Source organism: Nocardiopsis sp. NPDC006938, from assembly GCF_042869555.1.
GTDB lineage: Bacteria > Actinomycetota > Actinomycetes > Streptosporangiales > Streptosporangiaceae > Nocardiopsis.
Map to the genome: position 1 here is coordinate 47,404 of NZ_JBIAGA010000016.1, position 15,067 is coordinate 62,470.

At 71.9% G+C, this 15,067-nt stretch carries 14 protein-coding genes; 10 read left to right on the plus strand and 4 right to left on the minus strand.

Annotated elements, in window-relative coordinates; genetic code table 11:
- Positions 1-43: 43 nt before the first annotated feature.
- Positions 44-742 carry an RICIN domain-containing protein gene (locus ACFYL4_RS21715; RefSeq protein ID WP_387520415.1) on the minus strand — a complete coding sequence of 233 codons (699 nt, stop codon included), beginning with the start codon at positions 740-742 and terminating at the stop codon, positions 44-46.
- A gap of 172 nt (positions 743-914) precedes the next feature.
- Between ACFYL4_RS21715 and ACFYL4_RS21720 the strand changes: the two genes are divergently transcribed.
- The 4 genes from ACFYL4_RS21720 (at position 915) to ACFYL4_RS21735 (ending at position 4,001) form a co-directional block, all read left to right on the plus strand.
- Positions 915-1,289: a hypothetical protein gene (locus ACFYL4_RS21720; protein WP_387520417.1), complete on the plus strand. Its 375-nt coding sequence runs from the start codon at positions 915-917 to the stop codon at positions 1,287-1,289.
- Positions 1,290-1,295: 6 nt separating this feature from the next.
- Complete coding sequence (locus ACFYL4_RS21725; RefSeq protein WP_387520420.1) at positions 1,296-2,234, plus strand: DMT family transporter; 939 nt, start codon at positions 1,296-1,298, stop codon at positions 2,232-2,234.
- A gap of 159 nt (positions 2,235-2,393) precedes the next feature.
- Positions 2,394-2,588 (plus strand): hypothetical protein, encoded by a 195-nt coding sequence (locus tag ACFYL4_RS21730; protein ID WP_357764198.1) that lies wholly within the window; start codon positions 2,394-2,396, stop codon positions 2,586-2,588.
- Positions 2,589-2,885: 297 nt separating this feature from the next.
- The gene (locus ACFYL4_RS21735; RefSeq protein WP_387520423.1) at positions 2,886-4,001 is read left to right on the plus strand and encodes a heme A synthase; all 1,116 of its coding nucleotides are present in this window, start codon (positions 2,886-2,888) and stop codon (positions 3,999-4,001) included.
- On the opposite strand, the gene ACFYL4_RS21740 is transcribed toward ACFYL4_RS21735, so the two are convergent.
- Complete coding sequence (locus tag ACFYL4_RS21740) at positions 3,943-5,253, minus strand: PrsW family intramembrane metalloprotease (protein WP_387520426.1); 1,311 nt, start codon at positions 5,251-5,253, stop codon at positions 3,943-3,945. The two genes, ACFYL4_RS21735 and ACFYL4_RS21740, sit on opposite strands and share 59 nt — an antisense overlap.
- Positions 5,254-5,426: 173 nt before the next feature.
- Here ACFYL4_RS21740 and ACFYL4_RS21745 point away from each other — a divergent pair, with 173 nt between their 5' ends.
- Entirely contained in the window at positions 5,427-5,852 is a 426-nt protein-coding gene (locus tag ACFYL4_RS21745; protein WP_387520428.1) for a hypothetical protein, read from the plus strand.
- A 490-nt stretch (positions 5,853-6,342) separates the two neighbouring features.
- Here ACFYL4_RS21745 and ACFYL4_RS21750 read toward each other — a convergent pair whose 3' ends face one another.
- Positions 6,343-7,317, minus strand: coding sequence for a heme o synthase (locus tag ACFYL4_RS21750; protein WP_357764189.1), 975 nt, complete (start codon positions 7,315-7,317; stop codon positions 6,343-6,345).
- A gap of 689 nt (positions 7,318-8,006) precedes the next feature.
- On the opposite strand from ACFYL4_RS21750, the gene tkt reads away from it, so the two are divergent.
- From tkt to pgl, 5 genes are all read left to right on the plus strand, one after another.
- Positions 8,007-10,100, plus strand: a complete 2,094-nt coding sequence (tkt, locus tag ACFYL4_RS21755; RefSeq protein ID WP_387520431.1) for a transketolase — start codon at positions 8,007-8,009, stop codon at positions 10,098-10,100.
- A 72-nt stretch (positions 10,101-10,172) separates the two neighbouring features.
- Positions 10,173-11,279 carry a transaldolase gene (gene tal / locus ACFYL4_RS21760; protein WP_357764184.1) on the plus strand — a complete coding sequence of 369 codons (1,107 nt, stop codon included), beginning with the start codon at positions 10,173-10,175 and terminating at the stop codon, positions 11,277-11,279.
- Positions 11,280-11,397: 118 nt separating this feature from the next.
- Positions 11,398-12,948, plus strand: coding sequence for a glucose-6-phosphate dehydrogenase (gene zwf, locus ACFYL4_RS21765; protein WP_357764272.1), 1,551 nt, complete (start codon positions 11,398-11,400; stop codon positions 12,946-12,948).
- Between the two features lie 28 nt (positions 12,949-12,976).
- Entirely contained in the window at positions 12,977-13,897 is a 921-nt protein-coding gene (locus ACFYL4_RS21770) for a glucose-6-phosphate dehydrogenase assembly protein OpcA (RefSeq protein ID WP_357764182.1), read from the plus strand.
- Between the two features lie 2 nt (positions 13,898-13,899).
- Positions 13,900-14,646 (plus strand): 6-phosphogluconolactonase, encoded by a 747-nt coding sequence (gene pgl / locus ACFYL4_RS21775; protein WP_357764181.1) that lies wholly within the window; start codon positions 13,900-13,902, stop codon positions 14,644-14,646.
- Between the two features lie 62 nt (positions 14,647-14,708).
- On the opposite strand, the gene ACFYL4_RS21780 is transcribed toward pgl, so the two are convergent.
- Positions 14,709-14,963 carry a hypothetical protein gene (locus ACFYL4_RS21780; protein WP_357764178.1) on the minus strand — a complete coding sequence of 85 codons (255 nt, stop codon included), beginning with the start codon at positions 14,961-14,963 and terminating at the stop codon, positions 14,709-14,711.
- Positions 14,964-15,067 lie beyond the last annotated feature (104 nt).

A 15,067-nucleotide genomic window follows, 5' to 3' on the forward strand; every position in this document is an offset into this window, starting at 1 on the left:
CTAGCAAACGGGGGCGGTCGTCAACCCCCGGTGTCCGGCCCCGTCACCCCTCGATCGGGAGCAGGCGCCACTGCTGGTGGGGGTGGCCGCCGTCCTCGCCCTGGGCGACAGCGGTGCCGTTGTCGGGACTGCCCCCCTGCCCCTCCAGGGCCTGGCCGGAGGCCCGGTTGAGCAGCCGGACCACGCCGTCGCCCACCTCGACCACACGCCACTGCTGGTGGGGGTCGCCGGTCCGCGTGAGCAGGGCCGAGCCCGGCTGCGCCGCCTCGTCGGTGGGGATCTCCAGCAACTTGCCGCTGCCCACGCCGACGATCTCGTAGAAGTCGTCCTCCACGTGGGTGAACCGCCACTGCTGATGGGGCTGGTCGTGGCGGTCCCACAGGTGGACGGGGGCGCCGTTCTCGGCGGAGCCGCCCGCCACGTCCATGACGCGGTCCCCGTGCACACTCTGGAGGACGTAGGCCTGTTCGGGGTCCAGGCCCGCCGGGTGGGTCACCTCTTCCTCCTCGGGCTCCTCCTCTGGCTCGGGCTCCTCGTCCGGTCCGCCGGGCGGCTCGACGAGGATGCCCGAGACCACGGACATCTCCTCGGGCTCGGCCGCGCCCTCGGCGACGAACATCCCCGAGACGTAGCCGCCGAGTCCGACCACCAGGAGCAGGGCCAGCGCACCGGCCACGATCGGCCACCAGGGCGGGTAAGGCTCCTGGGAAGCGGCTCTCGGCGCTCTGCGTCGGGACGACATGGCGGGACTCTCCTGCGGGGACGGGGCCGCCCGCGGTCTCCGCGGGCTCGGACCATTCCACACCACGTGTCGAACCGGCGCACGTTCGGGTCGTCGGGTCGGCTCCGCACCACTGATCACCGGTCGTCCCGGATCGCGGTGTCCGCCCGGGTGCTCGATAGGGTGACCGACCATGGAAGCCATCGGAGTCCCCTGGTTCATCGTGGTCCGCTACCTGGGTCCGCCCCTCTTCCTGCTCGTGGTGGGCGGAGCGCTCCTGGTGTGGCGCCGCCCGGAGCGGGCCGGTCTGGTCTGGGCGGCGCTGGCGGTGAACCTCCTGGCCGCGGCGCTTCCGTTCCTGTGGATCGGGGTTCAGCTCCTCACCGGGCAGGGCGACCTCACGGTGATCGGGCTCGTCATGACGCTGCTGCAACCGGGCACGGTGGTGGTGGCCTGGCTGCTGCTCCTGCTGGCCCTGGTGGCCCGGCCCCGGGCCGGGTCCACCGCTGTGACGACGGCGAACGCGGGGTCCGGTGCGATGGAGAGGGCACCGGAAAACGTAGGATGACTCAACATGAGTTCCCGGAGCGGCTCGACGAGCCCCCTTTCCCCCAGCGCGGTCCTGGGGTCCCTGCCCCCGGTGTGGCTGGTGATGGTCAGCATCGTCTCGGTGCAGACCGGCGCGGGAGTGGCCAAGTCCCTGTTCGAGTCCCTGCCCCCGGCGGCCGTGGTGTGGCTGCGCCTGCTCACCTCGGCGGTGCTGCTGGCCCTGTTGGTGCGCCCGGTGCTGAGGGCGCGCAGCCGCACCGACTGGATGGTGGTGGTCGGATACGGCGTGGCCCTGGCCTCCATGAACTACTTCATCTACCAGGCCTTCGCCCGCATCCCGCTGGGTATCGCGGTGACCATCGAGTACCTGGGGCCGCTCGCCATCGCGATCCTGGGTTCACGCCGCCGCGTGGACCTGTTGTGGGCGGGCCTGGCCGGGCTGGGCGTGGTCGCGCTGGGCGTCGAGTTCCGTGAGCTCGACCCGGTGGGCGTGCTGTTCGCCGTGCTGGCCGCCACCGCCTGGGCGGGCTACATCCTGTTGAGCGCCGCCACGGGGCAGCGGTTCAGCGGGGCTTCGGGACTGGCCATCGCCAGCGTGGTGGGCGTGGTGGTGATGGCGCCGGCCGGGATCGCCGAGGGCGGTGCGGCGCTGCTGGACTGGCGTCTGCTGCTGTTCGGCCTGGCCGTGGGCGTGCTCTCCTCCGTGGTGCCGTACACGTTGGAACTGAACGCGCTCCGCCGGATGCCACCCCGGGTCTTCGGAGTGTTGATGAGCCTCCAGCCCGCGGCCGCCGCCCTCGTGGGCCTGGCCCTGCTGGGCGAACTGCTGACCGTGTGGCAGTGGCTCGCCATGGGCTGCGTGATCGCAGCGAGTGTCGGCGCGACCCGCAGCGCCGCGGCACGCGAGGAACGCGAGCACACGCGGAGTGACCAGGCCAACACGAATACGAGCGGGGACAACTAGAGACCAAGGCCGCGCGCCCGCGTCCATGGGACGGGAGATCACCGCCACGGATCAGGCAAACCTCGATCCGGCGGTGTTTCCGCCCGGTCGCCACCGGTAACCCTTGCCTCTGGGACGGCCGACCCATTCCTGAGCACTCGCACTCAAAAGGGGACACCCATGCGTATCGCCGCCAAGCTCGCCCTGACCGCGTTCTTCTCCGCCAGCCTCCTCGGGCTGGGCGCCGGGGCCGCTTCCGCGGAGTCTTCCTCGGTCTACCACCAGTGTGTCCAGGAGCAGCAGCAGCTCGGTCTGCTGAACCTCGACCTGAACCTGCTGAACCAGTGCATCGCGCAGAACAGCCACAACAAGTAGTGGTTCGCCAGGCCTGACCCAGAATCCCGACGACGGGGGTCCGGAGCGTGTTCCGGACCCCCGTTCGTCGTGTCCGCCCCTGGCGGCCGCGACCGCGCCGGGAGCGGGCCGGGCGCGCGTCGGCCGCGCGTCGGCCGCGCACCGGCGTGGAACACACCGCCCAGTGATCGAGCGCACACGTGCGCACCACCCCGCGCGCAGGCGCCCGAGCGGCACCGAAGCACCGGGTTCGCGCAGGCCAACACCGTCGCGGAGGGCGCATCACCGCCCCACGGATGATGTACTACAGTCTGTCGTATGTACGCATCCCCGGCCTCCGCGACGACGGCCCTCACCACGATCACCCCGCTCGCGGCGGACGAACTGGAGGACATCGTCCTCCTCGGAGTCCCCCTCTGGGGATGGCAGATCGCCGTGGCCGCCGCGGGCGTCCTGGCCCTGGTCCTGCTGGCCCGGACCATCTGGAACCCCACCCCGGGGTCCCTGCGCGCCTGGGCACTCGGCAACATCGCCGTCAACGCCGGGATCGCCGTGACCGGCGCGACCGTGCGGGTCACCTCCTCGGGCCTGGGATGCTCAGAGTGGCCCAAGTGCACCCCCGACAGCTTCGTGCCGATCGACACCGGCCACGCCGCCCTCAACGCCGCCATCGAGTTCGGCAACCGCACCCTGACCTTCGTGGTGCTGGCGGTCGCCGTGATCACCCTCGTTGCCGTGCTGCGCATGTCCCCCCGGCGCCGCGACCTGGTCCGGCTGGCCGCGATCATCCCGTTCGGCGTCCTGGGCCAGGGCGTGGTCGGCGGCATCACCGTCTGGACCGACCTGCACCCGGCCTCGGTGGCCACCCACTTCCTGCTGTCCATGGTGATGGTCTTCGTCACGGTGGCGCTCTACGTACGCTGCCAGGAGCCCGAGGGCAGGCCCCAGGTGTCCGTGGGGCCGATGCTGCACACGGTGAGCATCGGACTGGTCGTGATCGGGTTCCTGCTGCTGATCGCCGGGACCGTGGTGACCGGCACCGGCCCGCACGGCGGCGACGCCCTCGCCCCGCGCTGGAACCTCGACCTGGCCGCCGTGACCCGGGTGCACTCGGTGCTGGGCTGGCTGACCCTGGCGGGGAGCCTCCTGGCCACCGTGGTCGCCTTCCGTGGAGGCGCCCCCCGCATCGCCCGGGTGAGCAGTGTGGCCCTGCTGGTGATCGTCGTGCTCCAGGGAGTCCTGGGCTACACCCAGTACGCCCTGGAGCTGCCCGAGGGCCTCGTGGTCCTGCACGTGCTGGGCTCCGCGCTCACCTGGGTGGCGATCTCCCGCCTGTACTTCGCCACCACGCGCCTGGTCCCGCCGGGCGGGGACGTCACCGCGGAGGCTGCCCGTGCCGGGGAACGTAGTTCTGCCGCGGTGCGCTCGGAGTAGGCGGCTGCTGGGACCGCGCCTGTGCGATGACGTGCGCGAAGTCGGCCCTGCGCAGGAACCCGGAGTCCGTGGGGTTCTCCGCCCAGCCGGGAGTCACCGGCTGGGGCAGCCTCCCGAGGAAGGTGTCCCGGGCCACGTGCATCAGCGCGAGGAACGAGTCCCGGTTGACCTTCCAGTCGTCCCGGCCCAGCCCCGCGTCGAGCTTCTGGTGCAGGAGCGCGAGCTCGGTGGCGGCCAACTGGTAGTCCTTCATCGCGGCGCGGCCCTTGGCCCCCGCGTTGAGCGCGGCCCACTCCCGGGCCCGGCGCCGCCCCGTCATCGAACTGAGCATCGTGATATCGGCCGGGGTGACCAGGCCCGTGGAGATGTAGGGCGGCAGGTACCGGTCGATCGCGGCGACCTGGCCGCGCCGGTCGTGGGCGGCGATCACGAGGATGCCGAGCAGGAACACGAACAGCACCAGGTAGGCCACGCCCAGACCGGTCCACCCGAAGTACGTCGACCCGTTCCACATGCCGTGCAACAGCACCGCCGTCACCCAACCGCCGATCGGGGCCAGGAAGCGCCACGAGCCGGTGCGCATCGCCGCGTACGCCACCCCCAGCCCGATCATCGCGGTGTAGACGGGATGGCCGAACGGCGCGATCAGGCCCCTGATGGCGAAGGTCGCGACGAGGGTGTCGTCAAAGAACGCGCTGAGGAAGTAGAGGATGTTCTCGGTGAAGGCGAACCCGGTCGCCACCATCCCCGCGTAGACCACGCCGTCGGTGAAGGTGTCGATCTCGTGGCGCCGCCGCCACAGCAGGATGAGCAGGACCATGCCCTTGGCGCTCTCCTCCACGACCGGCGCCACCAGAGACGTGCTGAGGAACTCGGCCACACCGTCGCCGAACACCGGCTTGGTGAGGTAGGTCAGCCCCCAGCTGTTGAGCAGGAACGACGCCACGACCGCCACCCCCGCGCCCCACGCGAACGCGAAGAACAGCACCCAGCCGGGCTCGGGTTCGAGCCGGTCGAGCATGAGGATGAGCGGCACGAGGATGGTCACCGGGATGATCGCGGCGACCAGGCTGACGACGAAACCGGTGGCGCCGTCGATGCCCGCCGCCGCTCCTCCCGCGATCGCCAGCGACCACAGGTACGAGAGCATGCCGATCATGCACACCACGCTGACGGTGGTGCCCAGGATGAGGGTCATCGAGTACCGGGAGCGGCGTCCTTGCAGGATCGCCCTGCTGTCGAGTCGGGGCATGGGCACAGATCGTAGCGGGTCAGCGGGCGTTCGGCGGGGTCGGCGGAGTACCGCTCCGGGCCCCCTCGCGGGGGCGGGCCGCGACACGGCCGGGAGTGGGCGCCGACGTGCCGCGCGGCGTCGGGATGGGAGAGGATCGGAGCGTCCGCACGACACGGAGACGAGGCCACGGCATGGAGCCGAACACGACCACCGAGCCCGGCGCGAGACCGCTGTGGCTCCCGCTGCTACGCGTCGCCACGGGAGCCAGCCTGGCCGCGCTCCTGTGGGAGTTCCTCACGGCGGGGCAGCTCATCACCTTCAACGCGGCCGCCCTGCCCCTGCACTACTGGGGGGCCGTGGCGGTACACGTGGCCACCGGAGCACAGCTGGCCACGGCGCTGCTGGTGTGGCGGCTGCCGGGAGCCGGGTCGCCCTCGGGGCCCGCGCACGACCGGAGGGTGGCACTGGTGAGTCTGCTGGCGTTCGTGCTGGCGTTCCCGCAGGCCGCCCTGGGCAGCAACGGGCCGCTCCAGGCCCACGTACCGATGGCGCTGCTGCTGGTGGCCGTGGTCGTGTGGGCCGTGGTCCTCGTGTGGCGCCGCCCCGACCCGAGGTGACCCGATCGCGGGTCCGGCGGCCTGGAGTGGTCCTCCCCGGAACCGGGAGCACTTCCCCTCCGCCTTGAGAGCGGTCGCCCAGGAAATCGGCCCTGTGGACAACCCGCCCGGCCCGGGTCCGCCCGGGGAGACTGGAGGAGTCGGGAACCCCGGACGGGCGGGGGTGTCGGCTGAGGCGGGGAGTGCGCGGGTGTTCGGTGATCAGGATGGTGAGGTTGTTGTGCGAGTGGAGGGCGTGGGGCAGGAGGCTTTCCACGGCGGCGCGGGCACGGGTCTCGGCCATCGCCAGAGCAGCGGAGGGGGCGGACGGACCACCGCGGCGACGAGCGGCGGGAGTACCGCCGGGAGCGGGCGGAGCGGCGGGCGGGAAGCGGCTCGCGGCCCACGGCACCGGGGGCAGGGCGAGTCCGCCGTCCCCCTCGAGCGCCCCCCGCGCGAAGGCGCCCGCCCCGGAGCGGCCCGGGTGGGCGCCTTACGTTGTCGGGGGCCTCTACGAGAGGAAGCGGGCGATCAGCGGGTCGACGGTGACCGCCACGAACAGCAGCGCCAGGTAGGCGTTGGTGAGGTGGAAGAAGTTCATCGTCTTGAGCTGCGCGCCCGTCACGCCCGCCCGCGAGCGGGCGAGCAGGCGGTGGGCCTGGACGACCAGCAGGGCGCCCAGCACCAGGGCGACCACGCCGTAGAACCAGGTGGTCCCGGCCACCGGCCAGAAGATCAGGGAGACGATCACGGTCGCCCACGTGTAGAGCACCGACTCCAGCAGCACACGGCGGTCGCTGGCGACCACGGGCAGCATGGGGACCTGGGCGGCCGCGTAGTCCTCGCGGTAGCGCATGGCCAGGGTCCAGGTGTGCGGCGGCGTCCAGAAGAACACCACCAGGAAGAGGACGAACGGCGCCCAGTCGAGGCTGTTGGTGACGGCGGCCCAGCCGATCAGCACCGGCATACAGCCGGCGATACCGCCCCACACGACGTTCTGCGCGGTGCGCCGCTTGAGCAGCATCGTGTAGACGAAGATGTAGAACGCGATCGCGAAGACGGACAGCACGGCCGACAGCACGTTCACGAGCACGAGGAAGCCGACCGTGGAGCCGACCGCCAGGATCAGCCCGTAGGTGAGTGCTCCGCGCGGGGTGACCAGGTCCATCGCTCCGGGGCGCTGCCGGGTGCGACGCATCTCACGGTCGATGTCGCGGTCGATGTAGCAGTTCATCGCGTTCGCGCTGGCGGCGGACATGGTGCCGAACACCAGGGTGGCGACGGCGGTCCACAGCGGGGGGACTCCGCCGGCGGCGACGAACATCACCGGGATGGTGGTGATGAGCAGGAGCTCGATGACTCGGGGCTTGGAGAGGGCGACGTAGGCACGGGCATGGTCGCCGAAGGAGGCCTTGCGGGGGGCCTCGGGGACGGATGCCGGGGTGTCGGACTCACCGGTGTGGGGTGCGTGGTTGGTGAGGGCCATCAGATCGGCGTCCTCACGCCCGCGGGCACTCGTGTCCCCTGGGGGGCCGGCTCGGTTTCAGACACGCGGATACCTCGACAACTCTTAGGGATTCGACACTGCTCGCCACGCGGGGTCGATCGGACCGACAAAGCGGCAGGATCAGCGAAAACCCCGTCAACGACAAAGTGTAGTACTTACCTGTCCGGATCGGTGACCAGCCCCCTCCGTTCGGGTGACCTCCGGCCCTGGCGGCCGACCGCCCGGGCTCCGGACCGCCGCTCGGGTGTACAGAAGGGTCGCACAGGCCCGTGCGAGCTTCCAACGTGCCACGCACCCCCGGGGCTCGACCGGGCCCCCACCAGACACGAAGCGGCACAACCGCCCCTACCGTCCGTTAGCAGGAGGTGTCGGGCAACGACATCCCCGGCCACGGACGATAGGCTCGGCGGTGGGCCCGTTCTCGGCTCCGCCACAGCGGGGGCCGAGCTCCGGACACCGCGACCCAGACGTTGTCGCACCGGCACCGCGGCCCGAGCCCCGCGCCACGGGGCCGCGCCGCGTCCGCCGTCGACGCCGATCCCGCCCTCCCCCGCGACCCGTCGACCCCGGCGGCGCGCAGCAGGGGTGCCCGGCGTACAGCACGCACACACAACCCACACCCGCCCCGGAACCGGGTGCACGGGTGCCGAGAAGGAGCAGACAAGTCCGTGAACGCCCACACCCCGAAGAACCTGGAGTGGTCGGACCTCGACCGCCGCGCCGTCGACACGGTTCGGGCACTGGCCATGGACGCGGTAGAGAAGTCGGGTAACGGTCACCCCGGCACCGCGATGAGCCTCGCGCCCGCCGCCTACCTCCTCTTCCAGAAGGTGATGCGGCACGACCCGGCCGCGCCCGAGTGGGTGGGCCGGGACCGTTTCGTGTTGTCGATCGGTCACTCCAGCCTCACGCTGTACATCCAGCTGTACCTCGCCGGGTACGGCCTCACCCTCGACGACCTGCGCTCACTCCGCCAGTGGGACAGCCTCACCCCCGGCCACCCCGAGGTCGGACACACCGCCGGCGTCGAGACCACCACCGGCCCCCTCGGGCAGGGCGTGGGCAACGCGGTCGGCATGGCCATGGCGGCCCGCCGCGAGCGCGGCCTGTTCAACCCCGAGGCCGGTCCGGGCGTCAGCCCCTTCGACCACCACGTGTACGCGTTCTGCTCCGACGGCGACGTCCAGGAGGGCGTGAGCCACGAGGCCAGCGCCCTGGCCGGAACCCAGAACCTGGGCAACCTCATCATGATCTGGGACGACAACCAGATCTCCATCGAGGACGACACCCGCATCGCCCACAGCGAGGACGTCGTGGCCCGCTACGCCGCCTACGGCTGGCACGTGGAGGAGGTCGACTGGACCGCCACCGGCGAGTACGTCGAGGACGTCGACGCCCTCTACCAGGCGATCCTGCGCGGCAAGGCCGAGACCGAGCGGCCCACCTTCATCCGCCTGCGCACCGTCATCGGCTGGCCCGCGCCCAACAAGCAGAACACCGGCGCCATCCACGGCGCGGCGATCGGCGCCGACGAGATCTCCGCCACCAAGGAGATCCTCGGCCTGCCCGACGCCCCGTTCGCGGTCGAGGACGCCGTGATCGAGCACACCCGCGGGGCCCTGGACCGCGGCCGCGAGGCGCACGCCGCGTGGGACGAGGCCCTGGACGCCTGGCACCGGGGCGCCGGCGAGCACGCCGAGCTCTTCGACCGGCTCCAGGCGGGCAAGCTGCCCGAGGGCTGGGAGGACGCCCTGCCGTCCTTCGAGGCCAGCGCCAAGGGCGTGGCCACCCGCAAGGCCAGCGGCGAGGTGCTCAGCGCCATCGCCCCGGTCCTGCCGGAGCTGTGGGGCGGTTCGGCCGACCTCGCCGGGTCCAACAACACCACCCCCAAGGGCGAGCCGTCCTTCCTGCCCTTCGACCGGGCCAGCTCCATGTTCCCGGGCAACCCGTACGGGCGCGTGCTGCACTTCGGCATCCGCGAGCACGGCATGGGCTCGATCCTCAACGGCATCGCCCTGCACGGCCCCACCCGCCCCTACGGCGGCACCTTCCTGGTCTTCAGCGACTACATGCGCCCGGCCGTGCGCCTGGCCGCGCTCATGAAGCTGCCGGTCACCTACGTGTGGACGCACGACTCCATCGGCCTGGGCGAGGACGGCCCCACGCACCAGCCGATCGAGCACCTGTGGGCACTGCGCGCCATCCCGGGCCTGGACGTGATCCGCCCCGCCGACGCCAACGAGACCGTCGTGGTCTGGCGCGAGGTCGTGGCCAACGCCGACCGGCCCTCCGCCCTGGCGCTGACCCGCCAGAACGTGCCCACCCTGGACCGCGACGAGTACGCCTCCGCCGAAGGCGCGGCCCAGGGCGGCTACGTCCTGGCCGAGGCCACCGGCGACAGCCCCGAGGCGATCATCATCGCCACCGGCAGCGAGGTGCAGCTGGCGCTGGCCGCCCGCACCGAGCTGGAGGCGGCCGGCACGCCGACCCGCGTGGTCTCCATGCCGTGCGTGGAGTGGTTCGAGGCCCAGCCCGAGGAGTACCGCGAGACGGTCCTGCCGTCCTCGGTGCGTGCCCGCGTCTCCGTGGAGGCCGGTATCGCCATGGGGTGGCGCTCCTACGTGGGCGACGCCGGTGTCTCGGTGAGCCTGGAGCACTTCGGCGCCTCCGCCCCCTACGAGACGCTCTACGAGAAGTTCGGCATCACCTCCGAGGCCGTCGTCGCGGCGGTCCGCGACAGCCTGGCCAAGGTCGGAAGCTGACGACGCGGGCCGCCGGGACGACCCCCGGCGGCCCGCACTCCGTGTGTGAATTCAGGAAGGCGTGAGACCCGCATGAGCACCGCTCTGAAGGACCTGTCCGAGGCCGGACAGTCCGTATGGCTGGACGACATCAGCCGTGACCGGCTGCGCACCGGCAACCTGGCCGAACTACTGTCGACCCGCCACGTCACCGGCGTCACCTCCAACCCGTCGATCTTCGACAAGGCCCTGGCCGAGGGCGACGCCTACGACCTCCAGGTGCACGAGCTCGGCGTGCGCGGGGTCTCGGTGGGCGAGGCGGTCCGGTTGCTGACCGCCTACGACATCCGCTGGGCCGCCGACACGCTGCGCCCGGTGTACGACTCCACCGACCGCGTGGACGGCCGGGTCTCCCTGGAGGTGGACCCGCGGCTGGCGCGCGAGACCGAGCGCACCGTCGCCGAGGCCAGGGCGCTGTGGTGGCTGGTCGACCGGCCCAACCTCATGATCAAGATCCCGGCGACCGCCGAGGGTCTGCCCGCGATCACCCAGACGCTGGGGCACGGGATCAGCGTCAACGTCACCCTGATCTTCTCCCTGGACCGCTACCGCGCGGTCATGGAGGCGTTCCTGGAGGGTCTGGAGCTGGCCCGCGAGAACGGCCACGACCTGTCCCGGATTCAGTCCGTGGCGTCGTTCTTCGTCAGCCGTGTGGACACCGAGGTGGACAAGCGCCTGCGCGCGGTCGGCACCCCGCGCGCCGAGGAGCTGCGCGGCCGCGCCGCCATCGCCAACGCCCGGCTGGCCTACCGCGACCACCAGGAGGTGTTCTCGTCGGAGCGCTGGCGCGCCCTGGCCGCCGAGGGCGCCACCCCGCAGCGCCCGCTGTGGGCGTCCACCGGTGTGAAGGACCCCGCGTACGCGGACACCCGTTACGTCTCCGAGCTGGTGGCCCCCGGCACCGTCAACACGATGCCGCAGGCCACCCTGGACGCCACCGCCGACCACGGCGAGGTCACCGGTGACACCGTGAGCGGCCGGTACGCCTCCGCCGAGGAGGACCTGGCCGCGCTCGCCGAGGTCGGCGTGGAGATCGACGACGTCACCCGCCACCTGGAGGAGGACGGACTGGTCAAGTTCGTCGACTCCTGGGAGAGCCTGCTCGGCCGCCTCACCATGAAGCTCGACGAGCTCTCCTGACCCGGACCCGTTCCCGGTCGCCGACCCGTGCCCGCGCGTGATCCGCGCGGGCACGGGTTCCACCAGCCACCAGGCCGTTCCTGACAGGAAGAGACGCAAGCCCGTGAAAGAACCGGTGATGCCGGGGGCGGTACCCAACCCCCTCCGCGACGCCCTGGACCGAAGGCTCCCCCGCATCGCCGGGCCCAGCGTGCTGGTGCTCTTCGGTGTCACGGGCGACCTGGCCCGGAAGAAGCTCCTGCCCGCCATCTACGACCTCGCCAACCGAGGCCTGCTGCCGCCGGGCTTCGGCCTGGTCGGTTTCGCCCGCCGCGACTGGGAGGACCAGGACTTCGCGGCCGAGGCGTACGAGGCGGTGCGCAGGTACGCGCGCACGCCCTTCCACGAGGACGTGTGGCGCCAGCTCAGCGAGGGTGTGCGGTTCGTGCAGGGCAACCTGGACGACGACGCGGCCTTCGACGAGCTGGCCCGGACCGTGCGGGAGCTGGACACCCAGCGCGGCACCGGCGGCAACTACGCGTTCTACCTGTCCCTGCCGCCCAAGCTGTTCCCCACCGTGGTCACCCAGCTCAAGCGCAGCGGCCTGGCCACCCCCGGGGAGGGCGAGGGCGCCGGAGGCACCACCCCGTGGCGCCGCGTGGTCATCGAGAAGCCGTTCGGCCACGACCTGGAGAGCGCCCAGGAACTCAACGCCGTCGTCGACGACGTGTTCCCGCCCTCGGCGGTGTTCCGCATCGACCACTACCTGGGCAAGGAGACGGTCCAGAACATCCTGGCGCTGCGCTTCGCCAACACGCTCTTCGAACCCCTGTGGAACCGCAGCTACGTGGACCACGTGCAGATCACCATGGCCGAGGACATCGGCGTGGGCGGGCGCGCGGGCTACTACGACGGCATCGGCGCGGCCCGCGACGTCATGCAGAACCACCTGATCCAGCTGCTGGCGCTGGTGGCCATGGAGGAACCGGTCTCCTACAGCGCCGACGCGATCCGCGCCGAGAAGGAGAAGGTGCTCTCCGCGGTGTCGCTTCCCGAGGACCTCGGGACGGGTACCGCGCGCGGACAGTACGCGGCCGGGTGGCAGGGCGGCGACGCCGTGCGCGGCTACCTGGAGGAGGACGGCATCCCGTCCGACTCGGTGACCGAGACCTACGCGGCGCTGCGGCTGGACGTGGACACCCGGCGCTGGTCGGGCGTGCCGTTCTACCTGCGCACCGGAAAGCGGCTCGGGCGCAGGGTGACCGAGGTGGCCCTGGTGTTCCAGGCCGCCCCGCAGCAGCTGTTCGCCCGCGGCGACGTGAGCGAGCTCGGCCAGAACGCGCTCGTGCTGCGCATCCAGCCCGACGAGGGGGTCACCCTGAGGTTCGGGTCCAAGGTGCCGGGCGCCTCCATGGAGGTGCGCGACGTGAGCATGGACTTCACGTACGGGCAGTCCTTCACCGAGGCCAGCCCCGAGGCCTACGAGCGGCTCATCCTGGACGTGCTCATCGGCGACCCGCCGCTGTTCCCCCGTCAGGAGGAGGTGGAGCTGTCGTGGCGCATCCTCGACCCGGTCGAGGAGTACTGGGCGGCGTCGGGCCAGCCCGAACAGTACGGTTCGGGCACGTGGGGTCCGGAGTCGGCGGAGGAACTGCTCGCCAGGGACGGACGCCAGTGGCGGCGGCCGTGACCGTCCGCGTCCACGCAGGGAGGAACCGATGACGCTCTATCTGCCGCGCACCACCACCTCGAAGATCACCGAGGCGCTCATGGCCGAGCGCCTCAGTGTCGGCGGGGGCGCCATGAACATGGTGCTGACCCTGGTCATCGTCACCGACGAGGCCGACCACTACGACGCCGTCCGCGCGGCCACCGAGGCCGGACGCGAGCACCCCTCGCGGGTGGTGGCGCTGATCCGCCGCGACCCGGGGGCCGAACCGGCCATCGACGCCGAGATCCGCCGCCCCGGCACCTCCGGGCCCGGCGAGGCGGTGCTGCTGCGCCTGTACGGCCCGCTCGGCGAACACCCCGACTCGGTGCTGACGCCCCTGCTGGTGCCGGACGCGCCCGTGGTGGTGTGGTGGCCCGGCCGGGGCCCCGCCGACCCGGCCGCCGACCCCGTGGGCAAGCTCGCCCAGCGCAGGATCACCGACGCGCTGCGTGCCCCGGACCCGGTGGCGGACCTGCTGGAGCGGGTCAGCCACTACCGTCCGGGCGACACCGACCTGACCTGGACCCGGCTCACCCCGTGGCGTTCGCTGCTGGCCAGCGCCATGGACCAGCCGTGCGGGTGGGTGAACTCGGCCAGGGTCACGGCCGAACCGCACTACCCGAGCGCCGAACTGCTGGCCGCCTGGCTGTCCCAGCGGCTGGAGGTGGAGGTGGAGCGCGCCACCTCGCACGGGCCGGGGCTGACCGAGGTACGGCTGACCACGGACCAGGGGGACATCACCGTCTCCCGGGTGGACGGCCGGGTGGCCACGCTGTCCCGGACGGGGCAGCCGGACCAGACGGTGGCGCTGGCCAGGCGGGGCGCCTCCACGGCTCTCGCCGAGGAACTGCGCCGCCTGGACGCCGACGAGACGTACGCGAGCGCGGCCCGCCACCTGGGCCCGATGCTCGCTGGAAGCGGAGCCTGAGGATGACCGAACCGGAGATCGTCCGCACCACCGACGCCCGACAGCTCGCCGAGAGCGTGGTGTCGCGGCTGGTGAAGCTGATCGTGAGCGCCGAGGCCGAGGGGCGCGAGTTCCATCTGGTGCTCACCGGCGGCGGCGTGGGCATCCAGACCCTGGGGGTGCTGCGCGACGAGGCGCTGGCCAGCGGGATGAGCTGGGGGCACGTCCACCTGTGGTGGGGGGACGAGCGCTTCCTGCCCGACGGCGACCCCGAACGCAACCAGACCCAGGCCTGCGACGCGCTGATCAACGACATCGACATCCCCTCGCACCAGGTGCACCCCATGCCGTCCTCGGACGGGACCGACCATGCGGAGGCGGAGCGGGCGGCCACCCACTACTCGCAGGCGCTGTCGGTGGCGGCGCGGGGCCGGGGCCCGGTGCCGGAGTTCGACGTGTGCCTGCTGGGGCTGGGACCCGACAACCACGTCGCGTCGCTGTTCCCGGGCCTGCCGGGGGTGCGGGAGAACGAGGCCTCGGCCGTGGCCGTGCACGACTCCCCCAAGCCGCCGCCCACGCGGATCAGCCTGACCCTGCCGTCGATCCGTGCCTCCCGCCAGGTGTGGGTGCTGGCGGCCGGTGCGGCCAAGGCCGAAGCGGTCCGCCTGGGTGTGGCGGGCGGCAGCGTGGACGAGGCCCCGGTGGCCGGTGCGCGCGGCAGCGAGAAGACCGTGTTCTGGGTGGACGAGGCCGCCGCCGCCCGGCTGTAGTCGTACGTGAGGACGCCCCGGCCGGATCTCCGGCCGGGGCGCCGTCGTGTGCCGGGTCGGAGTCAGATCCAGACCACTTCTCCGCCGATCCGGTCCGCGAGGGTGTCGGGACACCGGAACAGGTGGATGCCCCCACCAAGGATGCGACGGGCCATACCGCCGTTCCCGCCGGGGTGGGTCACCCCGTAGTAGTAGTGCTCGGCGGTGTCGGTGTCCTCGTTCCAGACGTCCACGTAGAACGCACGGGGGTGGGCGGGCTCGTCTGGCTTCTGATAGACAGAGTTCGGGTCGCGGTGGCGGTCGTCCTGCACGGGCATCCCCTATCGCTGGCTCACCAGGCCCGGACGGATCGGTTCCAAGCTCTCCGTCCGGGCCGCCTTCGTGTCGGGTCGAGGGCCACCCTCTCTGTGACGGCCATCTC

Excerpts from the sequence above, each read along its gene's own strand:
- ACFYL4_RS21715 (WP_387520415.1), bottom strand. The coding sequence starts at position 742 with ATGTCGTCCCGACGCAGAGCGCCGAGAGCCGCTTCCCAGGAGCCTTAC.
- ACFYL4_RS21770 (WP_357764182.1), top strand. The coding sequence starts at position 12,977 with ATGACGCTCTATCTGCCGCGCACCACCACCTCGAAGATCACCGAGGCG.
- pgl (WP_357764181.1), top strand. The coding sequence starts at position 13,900 with ATGACCGAACCGGAGATCGTCCGCACCACCGACGCCCGACAGCTCGCC.
- ACFYL4_RS21740 (WP_387520426.1), bottom strand. The coding sequence starts at position 5,253 with ATGCCCCGACTCGACAGCAGGGCGATCCTGCAAGGACGCCGCTCCCGG.
- ACFYL4_RS21730 (WP_357764198.1), top strand. The coding sequence starts at position 2,394 with ATGCGTATCGCCGCCAAGCTCGCCCTGACCGCGTTCTTCTCCGCCAGC.
- ACFYL4_RS21735 (WP_387520423.1), top strand. The coding sequence starts at position 2,886 with ATGTACGCATCCCCGGCCTCCGCGACGACGGCCCTCACCACGATCACC.
- ACFYL4_RS21780 (WP_357764178.1), bottom strand. The coding sequence starts at position 14,963 with ATGCCCGTGCAGGACGACCGCCACCGCGACCCGAACTCTGTCTATCAG.
- ACFYL4_RS21750 (WP_357764189.1), bottom strand. The coding sequence starts at position 7,317 with ATGGCCCTCACCAACCACGCACCCCACACCGGTGAGTCCGACACCCCG.
- ACFYL4_RS21725 (WP_387520420.1), top strand. The coding sequence starts at position 1,296 with ATGAGTTCCCGGAGCGGCTCGACGAGCCCCCTTTCCCCCAGCGCGGTC.
- zwf (WP_357764272.1), top strand. The coding sequence starts at position 11,398 with ATGCCGGGGGCGGTACCCAACCCCCTCCGCGACGCCCTGGACCGAAGG.
- tal (WP_357764184.1), top strand. The coding sequence starts at position 10,173 with ATGAGCACCGCTCTGAAGGACCTGTCCGAGGCCGGACAGTCCGTATGG.
- ACFYL4_RS21745 (WP_387520428.1), top strand. The coding sequence starts at position 5,427 with ATGGAGCCGAACACGACCACCGAGCCCGGCGCGAGACCGCTGTGGCTC.
- ACFYL4_RS21720 (WP_387520417.1), top strand. The coding sequence starts at position 915 with ATGGAAGCCATCGGAGTCCCCTGGTTCATCGTGGTCCGCTACCTGGGT.